The organism is Streptomyces sp. NPDC002133, assembly GCF_040296405.1.
GTDB lineage: Bacteria > Actinomycetota > Actinomycetes > Streptomycetales > Streptomycetaceae > Streptomyces.
Genome location: NZ_JBEOXF010000014.1, coordinates 1 through 15592, shown reverse-complemented (window position 1 = coordinate 15592; position 15592 = coordinate 1). Strand labels below are relative to the sequence as shown.

Sequence of the window (15592 nt, the reverse complement as noted above, 5' to 3'; positions counted from 1 at the left end):
CGACGCACGGCGACTTCGGCTCGTACGGAGGTGTGGAGAAGGGGGCCGAGAGGCCCTAGCGCATTCGCTTGCTCACGAGACTGCTCCCTCGAGGACCAGGACCCCAGGGATGGCAAGGGGTCCGCGCTTGCCGCGGACCTCGCTGCCCACGGCCTGGTCTTCACCCGGGGCACCCCGCCACGGACGGAGGGTTGCCGGACAGCGGGCCGGGGCCGTAATCGCTGTCACTCATGACCTTGAAAAGGAATCCTGCCACACGCCGGGGAACGCGCAAGGCGCAGTCCGCACTGTGGACTGCGCCTCGCGTCACATCCCGCGGATGCGGGGCCGGGGTCAGCGGTTGCTGGCCGTCACCCACCGGTCCAGCGACCGCTTCGCCGCGCCGGAGTCGATGGACTCCGCGGCCTTCGCCATCCCGGCCCGCAGTTGCTCCACCAGGGTGCCCTCACCCGGCTCCAGGGCGGCGAGCGCGGCCGCCGAGTTCAGCAGGACCGCGTCCCGCACCGGGCCGCTCTCGCCCGCCAGCAGCCGGCGTGCGACATCCGCGTTGTAGGAGGCGTCCGCGCCGCGCAGCGCCTCGACGGGGACGATCTCGATGCCCACGTCCCGGGGGTCGAAGGTCTCCTCGCGCACCGCGCCGTCCCGGACCACCCACACCCGGGAGGTCGCCGTCGTCGTGAGCTCGTCGAGGCCGTCGTCGCCTCGGAAGACCAGCGCGCTGGAGCCCCGCTCGGCCAGCACTCCGGCCATGATCGGAGCCATTCGCGCATCGGCGACACCCGTGGCCTGGGCCCTCACCCGGGCGGGGTTGGTCAGCGGCCCCAGGAAGTTGAACGTCGTACGGATGCCGAGCTCCTTGCGTGCCGCCGCCACGTGCCGCAGCGCCGGATGGAACTTCACGGCGAAGCAGAAGGTGATCCCCGCTTCCTCGGCGACCTCCGCGACCCGCTCCGGCGTCAGCTCCAGATTGACGCCGAGCTTCTCCAGCACGTCCGACGCGCCGCTCGCGCTGGATGCGGCCCGGTTGCCGTGCTTGACGACCTTCGCGCCGGCGCCGGCGACGACGATCGCGGACATCGTCGAGATGTTGACGGTCTTGGCGCCGTCGCCGCCCGTGCCCACGATGTCGACGCTCGGCCCGGGGACCTCGATCGTCCGCGCGTGGTCGTACATCGTCCGTACGAGCCCGGTGATCTCCTCGACGGTCTCGCCCTTGGCCCGCAGCGCGACGGCGAACCCGGCGATCTGCGCGTCGGTCGCCTCGCCCCGCAGGATCCGGTCCATGGCCCACGCGGTGGCGTCGGCGCTCTGGTCGCGCCCGTACAGCAACGAGTCGAGGACGGAGGGCCAGGAGAGGCCCGCCGCGGTAGTGCTCCCCCTCGCTCCGCCGGGGGTACCCCCACCAGCGGGGGTCACAGCGCTCATGGTCGCTCCTGGGTCCGTTCGTACGGGAATGCCACCACCCTATCCATCCAGGGGGACGGCAAAGAGCCCCGTCCGACGAATGGACGGGGCTCTCCCCCTTGCTGGCGCTGGGAGGTACCCCCAGCCGTGGCGATCGCTGTGATCAGTGGGTGGGGATCAGTGGTGGCCGTGGCCGCTGGTGATCTCCCGGTGCTCCTCGGCGCTCGGCTTGGGGATCTGGTTCTCCTCGCCGAAGTAGCTCTTGCTGAGCCTCGCCCGGAGCTTCTCGGCGCTCTTGACCTTGCGCTCGACGCCGTTCTCGTCGACCGTCGGACCGATCTCGGCCGGCTTGTACTGCTCGTGGGCCGTGAGCGTGTAACGGTCGCCCGGGCTGAGCGGCTCGTGGATCTCGACGAACTCACCGTGCGGCAGTCGCTTGATGATGCCGGACTCACGTCCGTGCAGCACCTTGTCCTTGTCGCGCCGCTGCAGACCCAGGCAGATCCGCTTCGTCACGATGAACGCGACGACCGGTCCGACGATGAAGAAGATCCGGACGAACCAGGTGATCGCGTTGATCGACAGGTTGAAGTGGGTCGCCCAGAGGTCGTTTCCACCACCGATCAGCATGACCATGTACATGGTGATCCAGGCCACGCCGAACGCGGTGCGGCTCGGCGAGTTGCGCGGCCGTTCCGCGATGTGGTGCTCGCGCTTGTCTCCGGTGAGCCAGGACTCGAAGAACGGGTAGAGCGCGAAGAGCACCAGCAGCACACCGAAGAGCACCAGCGGGATGAACACGCCCAGGACCAGCGTGTGACCCCAGAGGTTGATCTCCCAGCCCGGCATGAAGCGGATCAGACCCTCGGCGAAGCCCATGTACCAGTCGGGCTGGGCGCCGGTGGACACCTGGTCCGGGCGGTAGGGCCCGATGGCCCAGATCGGGTTGACCTGGGCGACCGCCGCGATGATCGCGATGACACCGAAGACCAGGAAGAAGAAGCCTCCGGCCTTGGCCGTGTAGACCGGGAAGAACGGCATGCCGACGACGTTCTTGTTGGTCTTTCCGGGGCCCGCGTAATGCGTGTGCTTGTGGACGACGATCAGGATCAGGTGGCCCACCAGCAGGCCGAGCATGATGCCCGGCAGCAGCAGGATGTGGATCGAGTAGAACCGGGCGACGAAGTCGCCGCCGGGGAACTCACCGCCGAACAGGAAGAACGAGATGTACGTGCCGACGACCGGCATCGACAGGATCGCGCCCTGCGTGAAGCGGACACCGGTGCCGGAGAGCAGGTCGTCCGGGAGCGAGTAGCCGGTGAAACCGGTGAACATGCCGAGGACGAACAGCAGGAAGCCGAACAGCCAGTTGATCTCACGCGGCTTGCGGAAGGCGCCCGTGAAGAAGACGCGCATCATGTGCACGAACATCGCCGCGAGGAAGATCAGAGCGGCCCAGTGGTGGATCTGCCGGATGAGCAGACCACCACGCACGTCGAAGCTGATTTCCAGCGTCGAGGCGTACGCCTCCGACATCAGGACGCCCTGCATCGGCACATACGAGCCGTGGTACTCCACCTCGTTCATCGACGGGTGGAAGAACAGCGTCAGGTACACACCCGTGAGGATGATGATGATGAAGCTGTAGAGCGCGATCTCACCCAGCATGAAGGACGGGTGGTCCGGGAAGATCTTGCGCAGATTGGACTTGGCCAGGGTGTAGATCCCGAGCCGGTTGTCAGCCCAGTCGGCGACCCGCTCGCCGGCGGGCGCCTTGCCGCCCTTGGGTTCGTTCACTGCTGAAGTACTCATCCGCGCTCCCAGAAGGCAGGGCCGACGGGCTCTTCGAAGTCGCCGAGCGCCTCGAGGTAGCCCTCGTCATTCACACCGATCCGCAACTGCGGAAGAGGATGTCCGGCCGGGCCGAAGATGACACGGGCACCGTCGGAGAGGTCGAAGGTGGACTGGTGGCACGGGCAGAGCACGTGGTGCGTCTGCTGCTCGTACAGGGAGATCGGGCAACCGACGTGGGTGCAGATCTTCGAGTACGCCACGATGCCGTCGTGCGACCACTCGAGCTCGCGCTTGTCCTTGATCTCGTCCGGCTGGATCCGGACGATCATCAGGGCGGCCTTGGCGATCTCCACCTGGAAGCCGTGGTCGTGCTCGTTCAGACCCTCCGGCATGGCGAAGGTCAGCGAACCGACAGGCACGTCCTCGGGGCGGAGCGGCTCGTTCGTGTTCATGTTGATGAGCTGCTTGCCCTTGGCCCACAGCGTCTTGCGCAGCTTGTCCTCGGGCAGCGGGCCCAGGTCGCGCAGCAGCACCACACCGGAGAGCGGCACCAGGGCCAGCGCACCGAACATCGTGTTGCGGATCAGCTTGCGCCGGCCGAAGGCGGACTCCTGGACACCGCCCGCCCAGTCGGCCCTGACCTTGGCCCTGACCTCGGGCTCGGCGGACATCGGGTGCCGTTCGTCCGAGACCTCCACGTCGGACATCAGGGTGCGGGCCCAGTGGACCGCGCCCGCGCCGATGCAGAACAGCGCGATGCCGAGCGTCATGCCGAGCGCGAAGTTCAGTGCGCTGATGTGACCGAGCGGCCAGATGTAGACGATCTTGTCGACCGGGAAGATCACGAACGACGCGATGAAGCCGATCGTCGCGAGCATCGACAGCGTGAACAGGAAGGCGACCGTGTTCTCGGACCGCCTCGCGGCCCGCTCGTCGATGTCCTGGATGCGCGGCTCGTGCGGCGGCATGCCCGGGTCGGCGAACGGATCTTCTGCGACCGCCACCTTCGTGCGCGCGCGCTCCTGCTCAGCGGGCAGGGACTCTTCTGGAATGTCTTGGCTGCTCATGACTTCTTCGCCTTAGCGGTGCGGGCAGCGAGCCAGGTGGCGACTGCGACCATGATGCCCAGACCGAAGACCCAGGCGAACAGACCCTCGGTGACCGGGCCGAGTCCACCCAGCTTCAGACCACCGGGGTTCGCGGTCTCGTCACCGTTCACGGTCTGGATGTACGCGATGATGTCCCTCTTCTCCTGCTCCGGCATGGTGGTGTCGGGGAAGGAGGGCATGTTCTGCGGGCCGGTCTGCATGGCCTCGTAGATGTGCTTCGGGCTCGAGCCCGCGAGGTTCGGCGCGTACTTGCCGTTGGTCAGGGCGCCGCCCTCACCGGTGAAGTTGTGGCACTGGGCACAGTTGTTGCGGAACAGCACACCGCCGTTGGCGATGTTGGCCCCTTCCGGGCTGTACTGCTTCGCGGTCGGCGTGATCGGGCCGGCTCCGAGGGAGGAGATGTACGCCGAGAGCAGGTCGATATCTGCCTGCGTGTAGATGACCTTCTTCTTCGGCACCTGGGCGCCCGGCTGCTGCGCGGGCATACGGCCGGTGCCGACCTGGAAGTCCACGGCGGCGGAACCGACGCCTACCAGGGACGGGCCGTCAGAGGTGCCCTGACCGCCGGTTCCGTGGCAGCTGGCGCAGCCGACGGTGTAGAGCTTCTTGCCCTCCTCGATGGCGAGGGACTGGGCGGTTTCATCGGCCTGCGCCTTGTCCGCGGGCGCGAACACGGCGTACAGCCCCCCAGTGGCCGCCAGCGCGAGGAGTAGGACGACGACTGCCGCCAGCGGATGGCGTCGTCGTGCGGAGAGCTTTTTCACGGATTACCCCGGTGTCAGGATCTTCTGCGTCGATGCTTCTGGAATGGGTGCGGGAGCGAGCCCGGCTACTTGATCATGTAGATCGTGGCGAAGAGGCCGATCCAGACGACATCGACGAAGTGCCAGTAGTAGGACACGACGATGGCGGCGGTTGCCTGCTCGTGGGTGAACCTCTTGGCCGCGTACGTCCTGCCGAGGACCAGCAGGAAGGCGATGAGACCGCCCGTCACGTGCAGACCGTGGAAGCCGGTGGTGAGGTAGAAGACCGAGCCGTACGGGTCCGAGGAGAGCGAGAGCCCCTCGTGCTTGACCAGCTCGGTGTACTCGAACACCTGGCCGCCGATGAAGATTGCACCCATCACGAACGTGATCACGAACCAGGTGCGCAGCTTCTTCACGTCACCGCGCTCGGCGGCGAACACGCCGAGCTGGCAGGTGAGGGAGGAGAGCACCAGGATCGTGGTGTTGGTCGCCGAGAAGGGAAAGTTCAGGTTCGAAGCCTGCTCAGTCCAGTACTCGGCACCCATCACCGATCGCAGGGTGAAGTACATCGCGAAGAGGGCCGCGAAGAACATCAGCTCGGAACTCAGCCAGATGATGGTTCCGACGCTGGTGAGGTTCGGCCGATTGACCGACGGGTGCGCGTGCCCGGTTTCTACTGTCGTTGCTGTCGCCACGACCGACATTATGTCGGTCGCTTATCCAGCCCTCACTCCCGGGGGTGCCGTTCGGTGTGTCCGCACCCCGTGTCCAGCCCGAACGGCCCATCGAAACGCTGTTTCTTGCCGTGCCCAACCGGTGCTGACACGGCGTCGAGAGGGGTAGCATCCGGCGCATCGGTGCACCCCGCAGTTCTTGCTGACGAACCGGAGGAACAATGCAGTCGACCGCCACGGTGCTGGTGTACAGCGACAACGCCGGCACCCGCGAACAGGTGCGGCTCGCCACGGGCCGCCGCCCGGCCGCCGATGTTCCCCCGGTCGAGTTCATCGAGTGCGCCACGCTGCCCGCGGTCCTCTCGGAGCTGGACAAGGGCGGTGTCGACGCCTGTGTCCTGGACGGCGAGGCGGTGCCCGCGGGGGGCATGGGAGTCTGCCGGCAGATCAAGGACGAGATCTTCCACTGCCCACCCGTGCTGGTGCTCATGGGGCGCCCGCAGGACGCCTGGCTGGCGACCTGGAGCCGTGCGGAGGCGGCCGTGACGCTTCCCGTCGAGCCGGTGGAGTTCGCCGACGCGCTGGCCGGGCTGCTGCGTACGAGGCTGGGCGCCAACCACTGAGGCGGGCCGCCCCCGCGGCCGACGTGCACACCGGGCCGACCGCCCCCGCGGCCGTCCCGTACACCGGGCCCGGGCGCCTCAGACCTGCGGCTGCAGCCGTGCCAGCTCCGCGGGGCTGCCGCCCTCCCTGGCGCCTTCCAGCAGGGCGCTGCCGTCCCGCCACTCGTCCCAGTCCAGGTTCCAGTCGCCGAAGCCGTTCCCGAACGGATCCATGGTGCTGCCGAGGCTGTTGACGACCTTGACGATGTCGCCTTCACGGACGGTGTTGAAGAACCAGGCCGCGTTGCCGGTGGACATCCCGGTGCAGCCGTGGCTGACGTTGGCCCAGCCCTGGGAGCCGGCGGACCAGGGCGCGGCGTGGACGTATTCACCACTCCAGGTGACCCGGGTCGCGTAGTAGACGGGCAGGTCGTAGGACTCGGAACTGCCTTCGGGTATGCCGATGCTGGTTCCGCGCATCCGGACGAAGTACTCCTTGCCGAGCACGACCTTGACGCCGTTCCGGGTGGAGAAGCCCGGCTTGCCGGTCGTCACCGGGATGGTGTTGATCACTTCTCCGTTGCGCAGGACCGTCATCTGGTGCGTGCTGGCATCCGTTATCGCCTCTATGCGGTCGCCTATGGACAGCTTGAGGGGGGTGGTGGAGCCGCCGTAGAGCTTGTCGCCGACCTTGACGCCCTCCATGTTGCTGCGCACCTGGACCGTGGCGCCCGCGGGCCAGTACTCCTTGGGGCGGTAGTGCGCCTTCTTGTCGTCCACCCAGTGCCAGGCTCCGGACACCGCGGGGGTGGAGCGGACGGTCAGCGCGCGCTCGACGGCGGCCCTGGCGTCCTGGGTCCGCACCGGCTCGCTGAACTCGGCGGTGATGGGCTGGCCGACACCGTAGGTGCCCGCCTTCGGACCCAGCTCTATCTTCAGCGTGTTCTTGGCCGGGGCCGTCTCGAAGGCCTGCACACGGGCGCCGGGGGCGCCGTCCTTGTCCTCCGTGGCGATCTTGACGGTGTAGCGCGTACCGGCGGCGAGAGGGCCCGTGGAGCGCCATCTGCTGCCGTCGGCGGCGAGTTCGCCCGCGAGGTAGCGGCCTGCGGCGTCGACGGCCGTGACATCCGTTATTCGGCCGTCCTTGCCCTTCGCCCTGACCTCCACGGCCTTCTCCGGGTCGGCCTTGGCGCTTCCGGTGGGGGCGTTGAGGGCGACCTGCCGGGCGGCGTCGTACGGCCTCGCCGAGAGCGGGTGGCGCTCGGAACCGCTGTCGCACGCGGCCGCCGCCGCGAGTGACATGACCAGCACGGTGCAGCTGGCTATGGCGCGCTTGCGCGGTATGTCTTTCATGAGCACACGCTATGAAGAACACCCGGCAGCGGCGCGCCGGAGGACTGCAAACGAGGGGCCCGGACATCACCCCAACGGATGAGTGCCCGGGCCCCTGTGCAGTGCGGAGCAGCGCGCTCGCTACTGGTTCTGGCTCTCGCCGCGGTAGTACTCGAAGACCCAGCCCCAGATGCCGATCAGGACCAGCGGAGCCGAGAAGTAGAGCAGCCACCAGCCGATCGCGATCGAGAGGAAGGCGAGGGCACCACCGATGGCCAGCGACAGCGGCTGCCAGCTGTGCGGGGAGAAGAAGCCGACCTCACCGGCCTCGTCCGCGACATCGGCCTCCTTGTTGTCCTGCGCCATGGCGTCGACCCGCCTGGCCGTGAAGGCCAGGTAGTAGCCGACCATGATGCAGAGACCGAACGCCAGGAACAGTGCCGTCGTACCGGCCGGCTCCTTCGACCACACGCCATAGAGGATGGCCATGGCCAGGACGAAGACGCTCAGCCAGATGAACATCCTGCCTTGGATCTTCACTTGCCGGCCTCCTTGTCAGCGGCGATGGCGCTGGTGCCGTGACCGGCGTGCTCGAGCTCCAGGGCAGCGATCTCGGGGTGGTGCAGGTCGAACGCCGGGGATTCGGAACGGATCCGCGGCAGGGTGAGGAAGTTGTGCCGCGGCGGCGGGCAGGACGTCGCCCATTCGAGCGAACGGCCGTAGCCCCACGGGTCGTCGACCTCGACCTTCTTGCCGAACTTGGCGGTCTTCCAGACGTTGTAGAGGAACGGCAGGACCGACAGGCCGAGCAGGAACGAGCTGATCGTGGAGACGGTGTTCAGCGCGGTGAAGCCGTCGGCGGCCAGATAGTCCGCGTAACGGCGCGGCATGCCCTCGGCACCCAGCCAGTGCTGGACGAGGAACGTGCCGTGGAAGCCGATGAACAGCGTCCAGAAGGTCATCTTGCCGAGCCGCTCGTCCAGCATCTTGCCCGTGAACTTCGGCCACCAGAAGTGGAATCCGGCGAACATCGCGAAGACCACGGTGCCGAAGACGACGTAGTGGAAGTGCGCGACGACGAAGTACGAGTCGGAGACGTGGAAGTCCATCGGGGGCGAGGCCAGGATGACACCGGTCAGACCACCGAAGAGGAAGGTGATCAGGAAGCCGATCGTCCAGAGCATCGGGGTCTCGAAGGACAGTGAGCCCTTCCACATGGTGCCGATCCAGTTGAAGAACTTCACACCGGTCGGTACCGCGATGAGGAAGGTCATGAAGGAGAAGAACGGCAGCAACACTCCGCCTGTGACGTACATGTGGTGAGCCCACACGGTCACGGACAGACCGGCGATCGAGATGGTCGCGGCCACCAGGCCGATGTAACCGAACATCGGCTTGCGGCTGAAGACCGGGATGACCTCCGAGACGATTCCGAAGAACGGCAGGGCGATGATGTACACCTCTGGGTGCCCGAAGAACCAGAAGAGGTGTTGCCACAGCAGCGCGCCGCCATTGGCGGAGTCGAAGATGTGGGCGCCGAACTTGCGGTCCGCCTCCAGGGCGAACAGAGCCGCCGCCAGCACCGGGAAGGCGAGCAGGACCAGCACACCGGTCAGCAGCACGTTCCACGTGAAGATCGGCATACGGAACATCGTCATGCCGGGCGCGCGCATGCAGATGATCGTGGTGATGAAGTTGACCGAACCGAGGATCGTGCCGAAGCCGGAGAAGGCCAGACCCATGATCCACATGTCGGCGCCGACACCCGGCGAGCGGACCGCGTCCGACAGCGGGGAGTAGGCGAACCAGCCGAAGTCGGCCGCACCCTGCGGAGTGAGGAAGCCGGCCACCGCGATGATCGAGCCGAAGAGGTACAGCCAGTAGGCGAACATGTTCAGCCGCGGGAACGCCACGTCGGGCGCGCCGATCTGCAGCGGCATGATCCAGTTCGCGAATCCGGCGAACAGCGGCGTCGCGAACATCAGCAGCATGATCGTGCCGTGCATCGTGAACGCCTGGTTGAACTGCTCGTTCGACATGAGCTGCGTACCCGGACGGGCCAGCTCGGCGCGCATGAAGAGCGCCAGGACACCGCCGATGCAGAAGAAGACGAACGACGTGACCAGGTAGAGCGTGCCGATGGTCTTGTGGTCGGTGGTGGTCAGCCACTTCACCACCACATTGCCGGGCTGCCTGCGGCGGAGCGGGAGCTCGTTCTCGTACGAGTCGTCAGCCGCGGCAGCACCCTGGGATTCGTTGAGGATGCTCACAGTTGGTTCTTCTCCGCATTCCGGGCCGGGTCCGACTGCTCAATGCCCGACGGGATGAAGCCGGTCTGCCCCTTCTCGGCCAGCTCCTTCAGGTGCTGCTGGTAGCGCTCCGGGGAGACGACCTTGACGTTGAAGAGCATCCGGGAGTGGTCGACACCGCAGAGCTCGGCGCACTTGCCCATGAAGGTGCCCTCCATGTTCGGCGTCACCTCGAACACGTTGGTGTGCCCGGGGATGACGTCCTGCTTGAACAGGAAGGGGACGACCCAGAAGGAGTGGATGACGTCGCGGGAGGTCAGCACGAAGCGGACCTTCTCGCCCTCCGGCAGCCACAGGGTCGGACCGGGGTTGCCGTTCTGCGGGTTCCGGGTGCCGGGGATGCCGTAGTCGTACACACCCTCGGCACCTCCGAGGAAGTCCTTCGTGTACTGGTCCGGAATGGCCTTCAGGTTCTTGTCGGCCTTCGCATCGCCCGTGCCGGCGTTGCCGTCCACGTCCTCGATGTAGTTGAAGCCCCAGCTCCACTGGTAGCCGACCACGTTGATGGTGTGGGCCGGCTTGGCGGAGAGGCTGAGGATCTTCGACTCGTCACGCGCGGTGAAGTAGAAGAGCACCGAGACGATGATGAGCGGAACGACGGTGTACAGCGCCTCGATGGGCATGTTGTACCGGGTCTGCGGGGGAACCTCGACCTTGGTGCGGCTGCGCCGGTGGAAGAACACGCTCCACAGGATCAGTCCCCACACCAGGACGCCCACGGCGAGGGCGGCCGCCCAGGATCCCTGCCAGAGGGAGAGGATCCGCGGAGCCTCCTCCGTGACCGGGGTAGGCATTCCAAGGCGGGGGAAGTCCTCCCAAGTGGGGGAGCAAGCAGTGGCGGTTGCCACGATCAAGCCCGCAGTCAGCACCTGCGGCAGCTTCCGCCGCATCGGGCGCCGCGACGAGCGGTCGGAGCCGTTGGGACTCACGTAGCGCCTTCCCGAGAGTCTCGCCCGCGCGGCCGGCTGCGGCCGTCTCGCTGGTCGGTCGCCGGCCCTGACGCGGGCAGGGGTTTGGATGTTTATGCGGACCAAACCCTACTGGACGCTATTTGGGGTCGCGCGGGGAGGGTGCCCAACGCGCCGTCCGACGACCCGAAGGGGTGGACTGTCCCATTCCGGGACCTGGAGAGAGGCGTCGACCACCGCCCCCCGGCAGCCATCTGACGCCCTCTTCGGCCGTGCGCGTTAGCGTGGCCGTGTGCCCTACTTCGATGCCGCATCCTCCGCTCCGCTGCACCCGGTCGCCCGGCAGGCCCTGCAGGCCGCCCTGGACGAGGGGTGGGCGGACCCTGCCCGGCTCTACCGCGAGGGGCGGCGGGCGCGACTGCTCCTGGACGCGGCGCGGGAGGCCGCCGCCGAGGCCGTGGGGTGCCGCCCGGACGAGCTGGTTTTCACCTCTTCGGGTACCCGGGCCATTCACGCGGGGGTGGCGGGGGCGATGGCGGGTCGCCGGCGTGTCGGGAGCCATGTGGTCGTGTCGGCGGTGGAGCACTCCGCGGTGCTGCACGCGGCCCAGGGCTTCGACGTGACCGAGGTGCCGGTGGCGCGCACGGGCGCGGTGGCGCCGGATGCGTACGCCGCGGCGCTCCGGGAGGACACGGCGCTGGCCTGTCTCCAGTCCGCGAACCACGAGGTGGGTACGGAACAGCCGGTCGCCGATGTGGCCTCGGTGTGCCGGGCCGCGGGGGTTCCGCTGCTCGTCGACGCGGCGCAGTCACTGGCGTGGGGGCCGGCCGCCGGGGACTGGTCACTGCTGACAGGGAGCGCGCACAAGTGGGGCGGTCCGGCCGGCGTCGGGCTTCTCGCGGTGCGCAAGGGTGTCCGGTTCGCCCCCCAAGACCCCGCGGACGAGCGGGAGTCGGGGCGCGCGCCCGGCTTCGAGAACATCCCCGCGATCGTGGCGGCCGTGGCGTCGCTGCGGGCGGTACGGGACGAGGCGGCGGCCGAGTCGGAGCGCCTCAGGTCCCTGGTCGACCGGATCCGCGCGCGGGTCCCGGAGCTCGTCCCGGACGTCGAGGTGGTGGGCGATCCGGTGCGCCGGCTCCCCCATCTCGTGACCTTCTCCTGTCTCTATGTCGACGGAGAGACCGTGCTGCACGAGCTGGACCGGGCCGGGTTCTCCGTTTCGTCGGGTTCGTCGTGCACGAGCTCGACGCTGACCCCGAGCCATGTGCTGCGGGCGATGGGGGTCCTGAGCGAGGGCAATGTGCGGGTGTCCCTGCCGGTGGGGACGGCGGAGGAGGACGTGGACCGCTTCCTGGAGGTCCTGCCGGGGGTCGTGGCGGACGTCCGCGGCCGGCTCGACGCTCCGGTGTCCCCCGCGCCGGCCGCCGGGGAGACCGCACTGGTCGTGGACGCGCTGGGCAAGCGCTGCCCGATTCCCGTCATCGAGCTCGCGAAGGTCATCGGGGACGTGCCGGTGGGCGGCAAGGTCACCGTCCTGTCCGACGACGAGGCGGCACGGCTCGACATTCCCGCGTGGTGCGAGATGCGGGGGCAGGAGTACGTGGGTGAGCGGGCGGCGGAGCGGGGCGCGGCGTACGTGGTGCGGCGCACGTCCTGACCGTGGGCGCCGCGGCCTCACATGTCGGCGGGGCTCCGATCGGAGCCCCGCCGGCATGTGAGGGTGGGCAGGTCTAGGACAGGTGCGCCTGGACCTCGGCGGCGGCGTCGTGGCCGTAGGCCTTGGTGAAGCGGTCCATGAAGTGGGCGCGGCGGAGGGTGTACTCCTGGGTGCCCAGGGTCTCGATGACCAGGGTGGCGAGCATGCAGCCGACCTGCGCGGCACGCTCCAGGCCCACGCCCCACGACAGGCCCGAGAGGAAGCCCGCGCGGAAGGCGTCACCGACACCCGTCGGGTCGACCTTGGAGTCCTCCTCGGGGCAGCCGACCTCGATGCTCTCCCCGCCCGCCTGCTCGATGCGCACACCGCGCGAGCCGAGCGTGGTGACCCGGTGGCCCACGCGGGCAAGGATCTCCTCGTCGGTCCAGCCCGTCTTGGACTCGATGAGGCCCTTCTCGTACTCGTTGGAGAAGAGGTACGTCGCGCCGTCCAGCAGTATCCGGATCTCGTCACCGTTCATCCGCGCGATCTGCTGCGAGAAGTCCGCCGCGAACGGGATTCCCCGCGAGCGGCACTCCTCGGTGTGCCGCAGCATCGCCTCCGGGTCGTCGGCGCCGATCAGCACCAGGTCGAGCCCGCCCACGCGGTCCGCCACCGACTTCAGCTCGATCTGCCGGGCCTCGCTCATCGCACCGGTGTAGAAGGAGCCGATCTGGTTGTGGTCCGCGTCCGTCGTGCAGACGAAGCGCGCGGTGTGCAGCACCTCGGAGATGCGTACGGACGCCGTGTCGACGCCGTGCCGGTCGAGCCATGCGCGGTACTCGTCGAAGTCGGAACCGGCCGCTCCCACCAGGATCGGGCGGGTGCCGAGCTGGCCCATGCCGAAACAGATGTTGGCGCCGACGCCTCCCCTGCGCACATCGAGGTTGTCGACCAGGAAGGAGAGGGAGACCGTGTGCAGCTGGTCCGCGACCAGCTGGTCGGCGAAGCGACCGGGGAAGGTCATGAGGTGGTCGGTTGCGATGGAGCCGGTGACTGCGATTCGCACGGCGAGGTGCTCCAGGGAGGGAGGGCGGAACGGACAGTTAACGCTACCGGTTTGCGCGAGCTCCGCTGAAGTGCGGAAACTACCCGATAGTAGGTCTTTTTCCGCCACGTAACCCTGCGTACGGTGCCCCTATGCCTCAGCACAGCACCCCGCGTGACCTGCGGGACATCGAGATCAGCCTCGCCGACCTGCGTGGCAGGAGCGCACGGATGGCCCCGCACTGGGCGGTCCCGCCGGTCGCGGCGGGCGCGCCGGTGCCGCCCTCACTGATCCACGGCGTGGTCGTGTCCCCCGCGTCCGCCCGGCTGGTGGGTGCCATGTCCCCGTACGGCGACTGACGCCGCAGGCGGGAACCGCACGCTCCCCCGTCCCGTCACAGGGGTGTCCCCCCTCACGGGTCCGAAGGAGCGATGCGGTGAACAGCACGGAGCGGCCCCCCACGACCGCCGACGGCCCGCGCCGGCGGCGATCCCCGCTGGCTGTCGCCTCGGTGGCCACGGCGGTTCTCCTCGCCGGAGGTGGCGGCGCGTACTGGGCCACCACGGCATCCGACGGCGGTGCGGCATCGCCGGGCGCCGGCCGGACGACGCCTCCGCCGCTCGCCCTGGACGGCCACTCGGAGAGCGGGCCGCCCTTCGGGATCGCCCCTGGTGAGCCTGATCCGAACGGTCCGCAGTACCGGTTCGACGGCGAGCTTCCGGACGGTCCCGGCTCCGCTCCGGTGTACCGCGCGAGCGGGACGGTCGGCGCGGCCGAGGTCACCCGTCTGGCCGCGGCCCTCGGAGTGGCGGGTACCCCGCGTGCGGTGGGCGACGTCTGGAAGATCGGCGCGGAGAAGGACTCGGGCGGACCGATGCTCCAGGTGAACCGGCAGGCCCCGGGCACCTGGTCGTTCGCCAGGTTCGGCCCCACGCCCAAGGGCGACGACTGCACCAAGGTCAGGCCCTGTCCGGGCGGGGGCGTCGCCCCCGACTCCGGCACCGGCGGCGACTCGGCCGTCCCACCGGTGAGCGAGGGGGCGGCGAAGAAGGCGGCCGCTCCCGTACTGGCGGCCGTCGGCCAGAGCGACGCGCGGCTGAACGCGGCCCAGACGATGGGTGCGATCCGTGTGGTGAACGCCGATCCTCTGGTGGGCGGCCTGCCGACGTTCGGCTGGTCGACGGGGATCCAGGTAGGCAGCGACGGCCAGGTGGTGGGCGGCAGTGGGCAGTTGGCGAAGCCCGCGAAGGGCCCGGAGTACCCGGTGATCGGCGCGGACGAAGCGCTGAAGCAGCTGAACAAGGCCGCAGGGGACGGCGGCCCGATCGGCATCGGCGGCTGTGCGACTCCCGTACCGGCGGACAAGCCGGCCGCGCCGTGCGAACCGGCGCCCGGTACGCCGCAGCCCGGCACGCCGCGGCCGGTGACGATCAACAAGGCGGTCTTCGGGCTCGCGGTCCACTCCGAGGACGGCCGGCCCGCGCTCGTACCGTCCTGGCTGTTCCAGGTGGACCCGGAGGGCGACGCGCCGCCGTTCACCATCACGCACCCCGCGGTGGCTCCCGAGCATCTGAGGCCGGCGCATTCGGTGCCGCCGAAGGAGCAACTGCCGTCGCCCGACCCGACGCGCCTGCCGGAGACCTCCGTACGGAGCGTGGAGTCGTACACCGTCGAGAAGGACGGGCGGACGCTGGCCCTGCGCTTCTGGGGCGGGGTGTGCAGCGACTACTCCGCCGAGGCGGAGGAGAGCGGCACCCAGGTGAAGGTGAAGATCATCGAGTCGCGGCGCGACCCGGAGCGGGTCTGCATCATGATCGCCAAGGAGCTGACGGAGAAGGTGACGCTGGACACGCCGCTGGGTGACCGGACGGTCGTCGATACGGAGAGCGGGGATCCCGTGCCCCGTAGGTGAGCGGTGTCACCGGCACGCCGAGGGCGGCGGGGCCCCCCCGGGGGGGGGGGGCCCCCCCCCCCGGGGGGGGGGCCGGGGGGGGGGGGGGGGCGCCGGGGCCCGGGGCCCGGCGGGGAGG

At 68.8% G+C, this 15592-nt stretch carries 14 protein-coding genes and 1 riboswitch; of the genes, 4 read left to right on the top strand and 10 right to left on the bottom strand.

Annotated elements, in window-relative coordinates:
• Window positions 1–118 precede the first annotated feature (118 nt).
• Window positions 119–236: riboswitch (SAM riboswitch) on the bottom strand.
• Between the two features lie 97 nt (window positions 237–333).
• The 5 genes from trpD to ctaE all read right to left on the bottom strand — a co-directional run bounded on the left by trpD (window position 334) and on the right by ctaE (window position 5757).
• Window positions 334–1425: an anthranilate phosphoribosyltransferase gene (gene trpD, locus ABT078_RS16745; RefSeq protein ID WP_351228271.1), complete on the bottom strand. Its 1092-nt coding sequence runs from the start codon at window positions 1423–1425 to the stop codon at window positions 334–336.
• A 156-nt stretch (window positions 1426–1581) separates the two neighbouring features.
• Entirely contained in the window at window positions 1582–3216 is a 1635-nt protein-coding gene (gene qcrB / locus ABT078_RS16740) for a cytochrome bc1 complex cytochrome b subunit (RefSeq protein ID WP_351228269.1), read from the bottom strand.
• A complete protein-coding gene (gene qcrA, locus ABT078_RS16735) occupies window positions 3213–4265 on the bottom strand; it encodes a cytochrome bc1 complex Rieske iron-sulfur subunit (protein WP_351228267.1) in 1053 nt (350 codons plus the stop codon). The genes qcrB and qcrA overlap by 4 nt, the downstream gene beginning before the upstream one ends.
• Window positions 4262–5071, bottom strand: a complete 810-nt coding sequence (gene qcrC, locus ABT078_RS16730; RefSeq protein ID WP_351228265.1) for a cytochrome bc1 complex diheme cytochrome c subunit — start codon at window positions 5069–5071, stop codon at window positions 4262–4264. Before qcrC ends, qcrA begins: the two co-directional genes overlap by 4 nt.
• 65 nt (window positions 5072–5136) lie before the next feature.
• The gene (gene ctaE / locus ABT078_RS16725; protein ID WP_351228263.1) at window positions 5137–5757 is read right to left on the bottom strand and encodes an aa3-type cytochrome oxidase subunit III; all 621 of its coding nucleotides are present in this window, start codon (window positions 5755–5757) and stop codon (window positions 5137–5139) included.
• A gap of 191 nt (window positions 5758–5948) precedes the next feature.
• On the opposite strand from ctaE, the gene ABT078_RS16720 reads away from it, so the two are divergent.
• Entirely contained in the window at window positions 5949–6350 is a 402-nt protein-coding gene (locus tag ABT078_RS16720) for a hypothetical protein (protein WP_351228261.1), read from the top strand.
• A gap of 78 nt (window positions 6351–6428) precedes the next feature.
• On the opposite strand, the gene ABT078_RS16715 is transcribed toward ABT078_RS16720, so the two are convergent.
• The 4 genes from ABT078_RS16715 to ctaC all read right to left on the bottom strand — a co-directional run bounded on the left by ABT078_RS16715 (window position 6429) and on the right by ctaC (window position 10899).
• Entirely contained in the window at window positions 6429–7682 is a 1254-nt protein-coding gene (locus ABT078_RS16715) for a L,D-transpeptidase (protein WP_351228260.1), read from the bottom strand.
• Between the two features lie 120 nt (window positions 7683–7802).
• Window positions 7803–8201 (bottom strand): cytochrome c oxidase subunit 4, encoded by a 399-nt coding sequence (locus ABT078_RS16710; protein ID WP_351228258.1) that lies wholly within the window; start codon window positions 8199–8201, stop codon window positions 7803–7805.
• Window positions 8198–9931, bottom strand: coding sequence for an aa3-type cytochrome oxidase subunit I (gene ctaD, locus ABT078_RS16705; protein ID WP_351228256.1), 1734 nt, complete (start codon window positions 9929–9931; stop codon window positions 8198–8200). The genes ABT078_RS16710 and ctaD overlap by 4 nt, the downstream gene beginning before the upstream one ends.
• Window positions 9928–10899, bottom strand: coding sequence for an aa3-type cytochrome oxidase subunit II (ctaC, locus tag ABT078_RS16700; protein WP_351228254.1), 972 nt, complete (start codon window positions 10897–10899; stop codon window positions 9928–9930). The genes ctaD and ctaC overlap by 4 nt, the downstream gene beginning before the upstream one ends.
• 271 nt (window positions 10900–11170) lie before the next feature.
• Here ctaC and ABT078_RS16695 point away from each other — a divergent pair, with 271 nt between their 5' ends.
• On the top strand, window positions 11171–12535 hold the full coding sequence (locus ABT078_RS16695) for a cysteine desulfurase/sulfurtransferase TusA family protein (RefSeq protein WP_351228252.1): 1365 nt from the start codon (window positions 11171–11173) through the stop codon (window positions 12533–12535).
• 73 nt (window positions 12536–12608) lie between these two features.
• On the opposite strand, the gene ABT078_RS16690 is transcribed toward ABT078_RS16695, so the two are convergent.
• Entirely contained in the window at window positions 12609–13583 is a 975-nt protein-coding gene (locus ABT078_RS16690; protein ID WP_351228250.1) for a carbohydrate kinase family protein, read from the bottom strand.
• Window positions 13584–13714: 131 nt separating this feature from the next.
• Between ABT078_RS16690 and ABT078_RS16685 the strand changes: the two genes are divergently transcribed.
• Both ABT078_RS16685 and ABT078_RS16680 read left to right on the top strand, forming a co-directional pair.
• Window positions 13715–13921 (top strand): hypothetical protein, encoded by a 207-nt coding sequence (locus ABT078_RS16685; protein WP_351228248.1) that lies wholly within the window; start codon window positions 13715–13717, stop codon window positions 13919–13921.
• Window positions 13922–13998: 77 nt separating this feature from the next.
• The gene (locus ABT078_RS16680; protein WP_351228246.1) at window positions 13999–15474 is read left to right on the top strand and encodes a hypothetical protein; all 1476 of its coding nucleotides are present in this window, start codon (window positions 13999–14001) and stop codon (window positions 15472–15474) included.
• Window positions 15475–15592 lie beyond the last annotated feature (118 nt).

What these genes read in the sequence shown, in the direction of transcription:
- qcrB (WP_351228269.1), bottom strand. Translation starts at nt 3,216, where the DNA reads ATGAGTACTTCAGCAGTGAACGAACCCAAGGGCGGCAAGGCGCCCGCC.
- trpD (WP_351228271.1), bottom strand. Translation starts at nt 1,425, where the DNA reads ATGAGCGCTGTGACCCCCGCTGGTGGGGGTACCCCCGGCGGAGCGAGG.
- ABT078_RS16715 (WP_351228260.1), bottom strand. Translation starts at nt 7,682, where the DNA reads ATGAAAGACATACCGCGCAAGCGCGCCATAGCCAGCTGCACCGTGCTG.
- ABT078_RS16720 (WP_351228261.1), top strand. Translation starts at nt 5,949, where the DNA reads ATGCAGTCGACCGCCACGGTGCTGGTGTACAGCGACAACGCCGGCACC.
- qcrA (WP_351228267.1), bottom strand. Translation starts at nt 4,265, where the DNA reads ATGAGCAGCCAAGACATTCCAGAAGAGTCCCTGCCCGCTGAGCAGGAG.
- ABT078_RS16685 (WP_351228248.1), top strand. Translation starts at nt 13,715, where the DNA reads ATGCCTCAGCACAGCACCCCGCGTGACCTGCGGGACATCGAGATCAGC.
- ctaE (WP_351228263.1), bottom strand. Translation starts at nt 5,757, where the DNA reads ATGTCGGTCGTGGCGACAGCAACGACAGTAGAAACCGGGCACGCGCAC.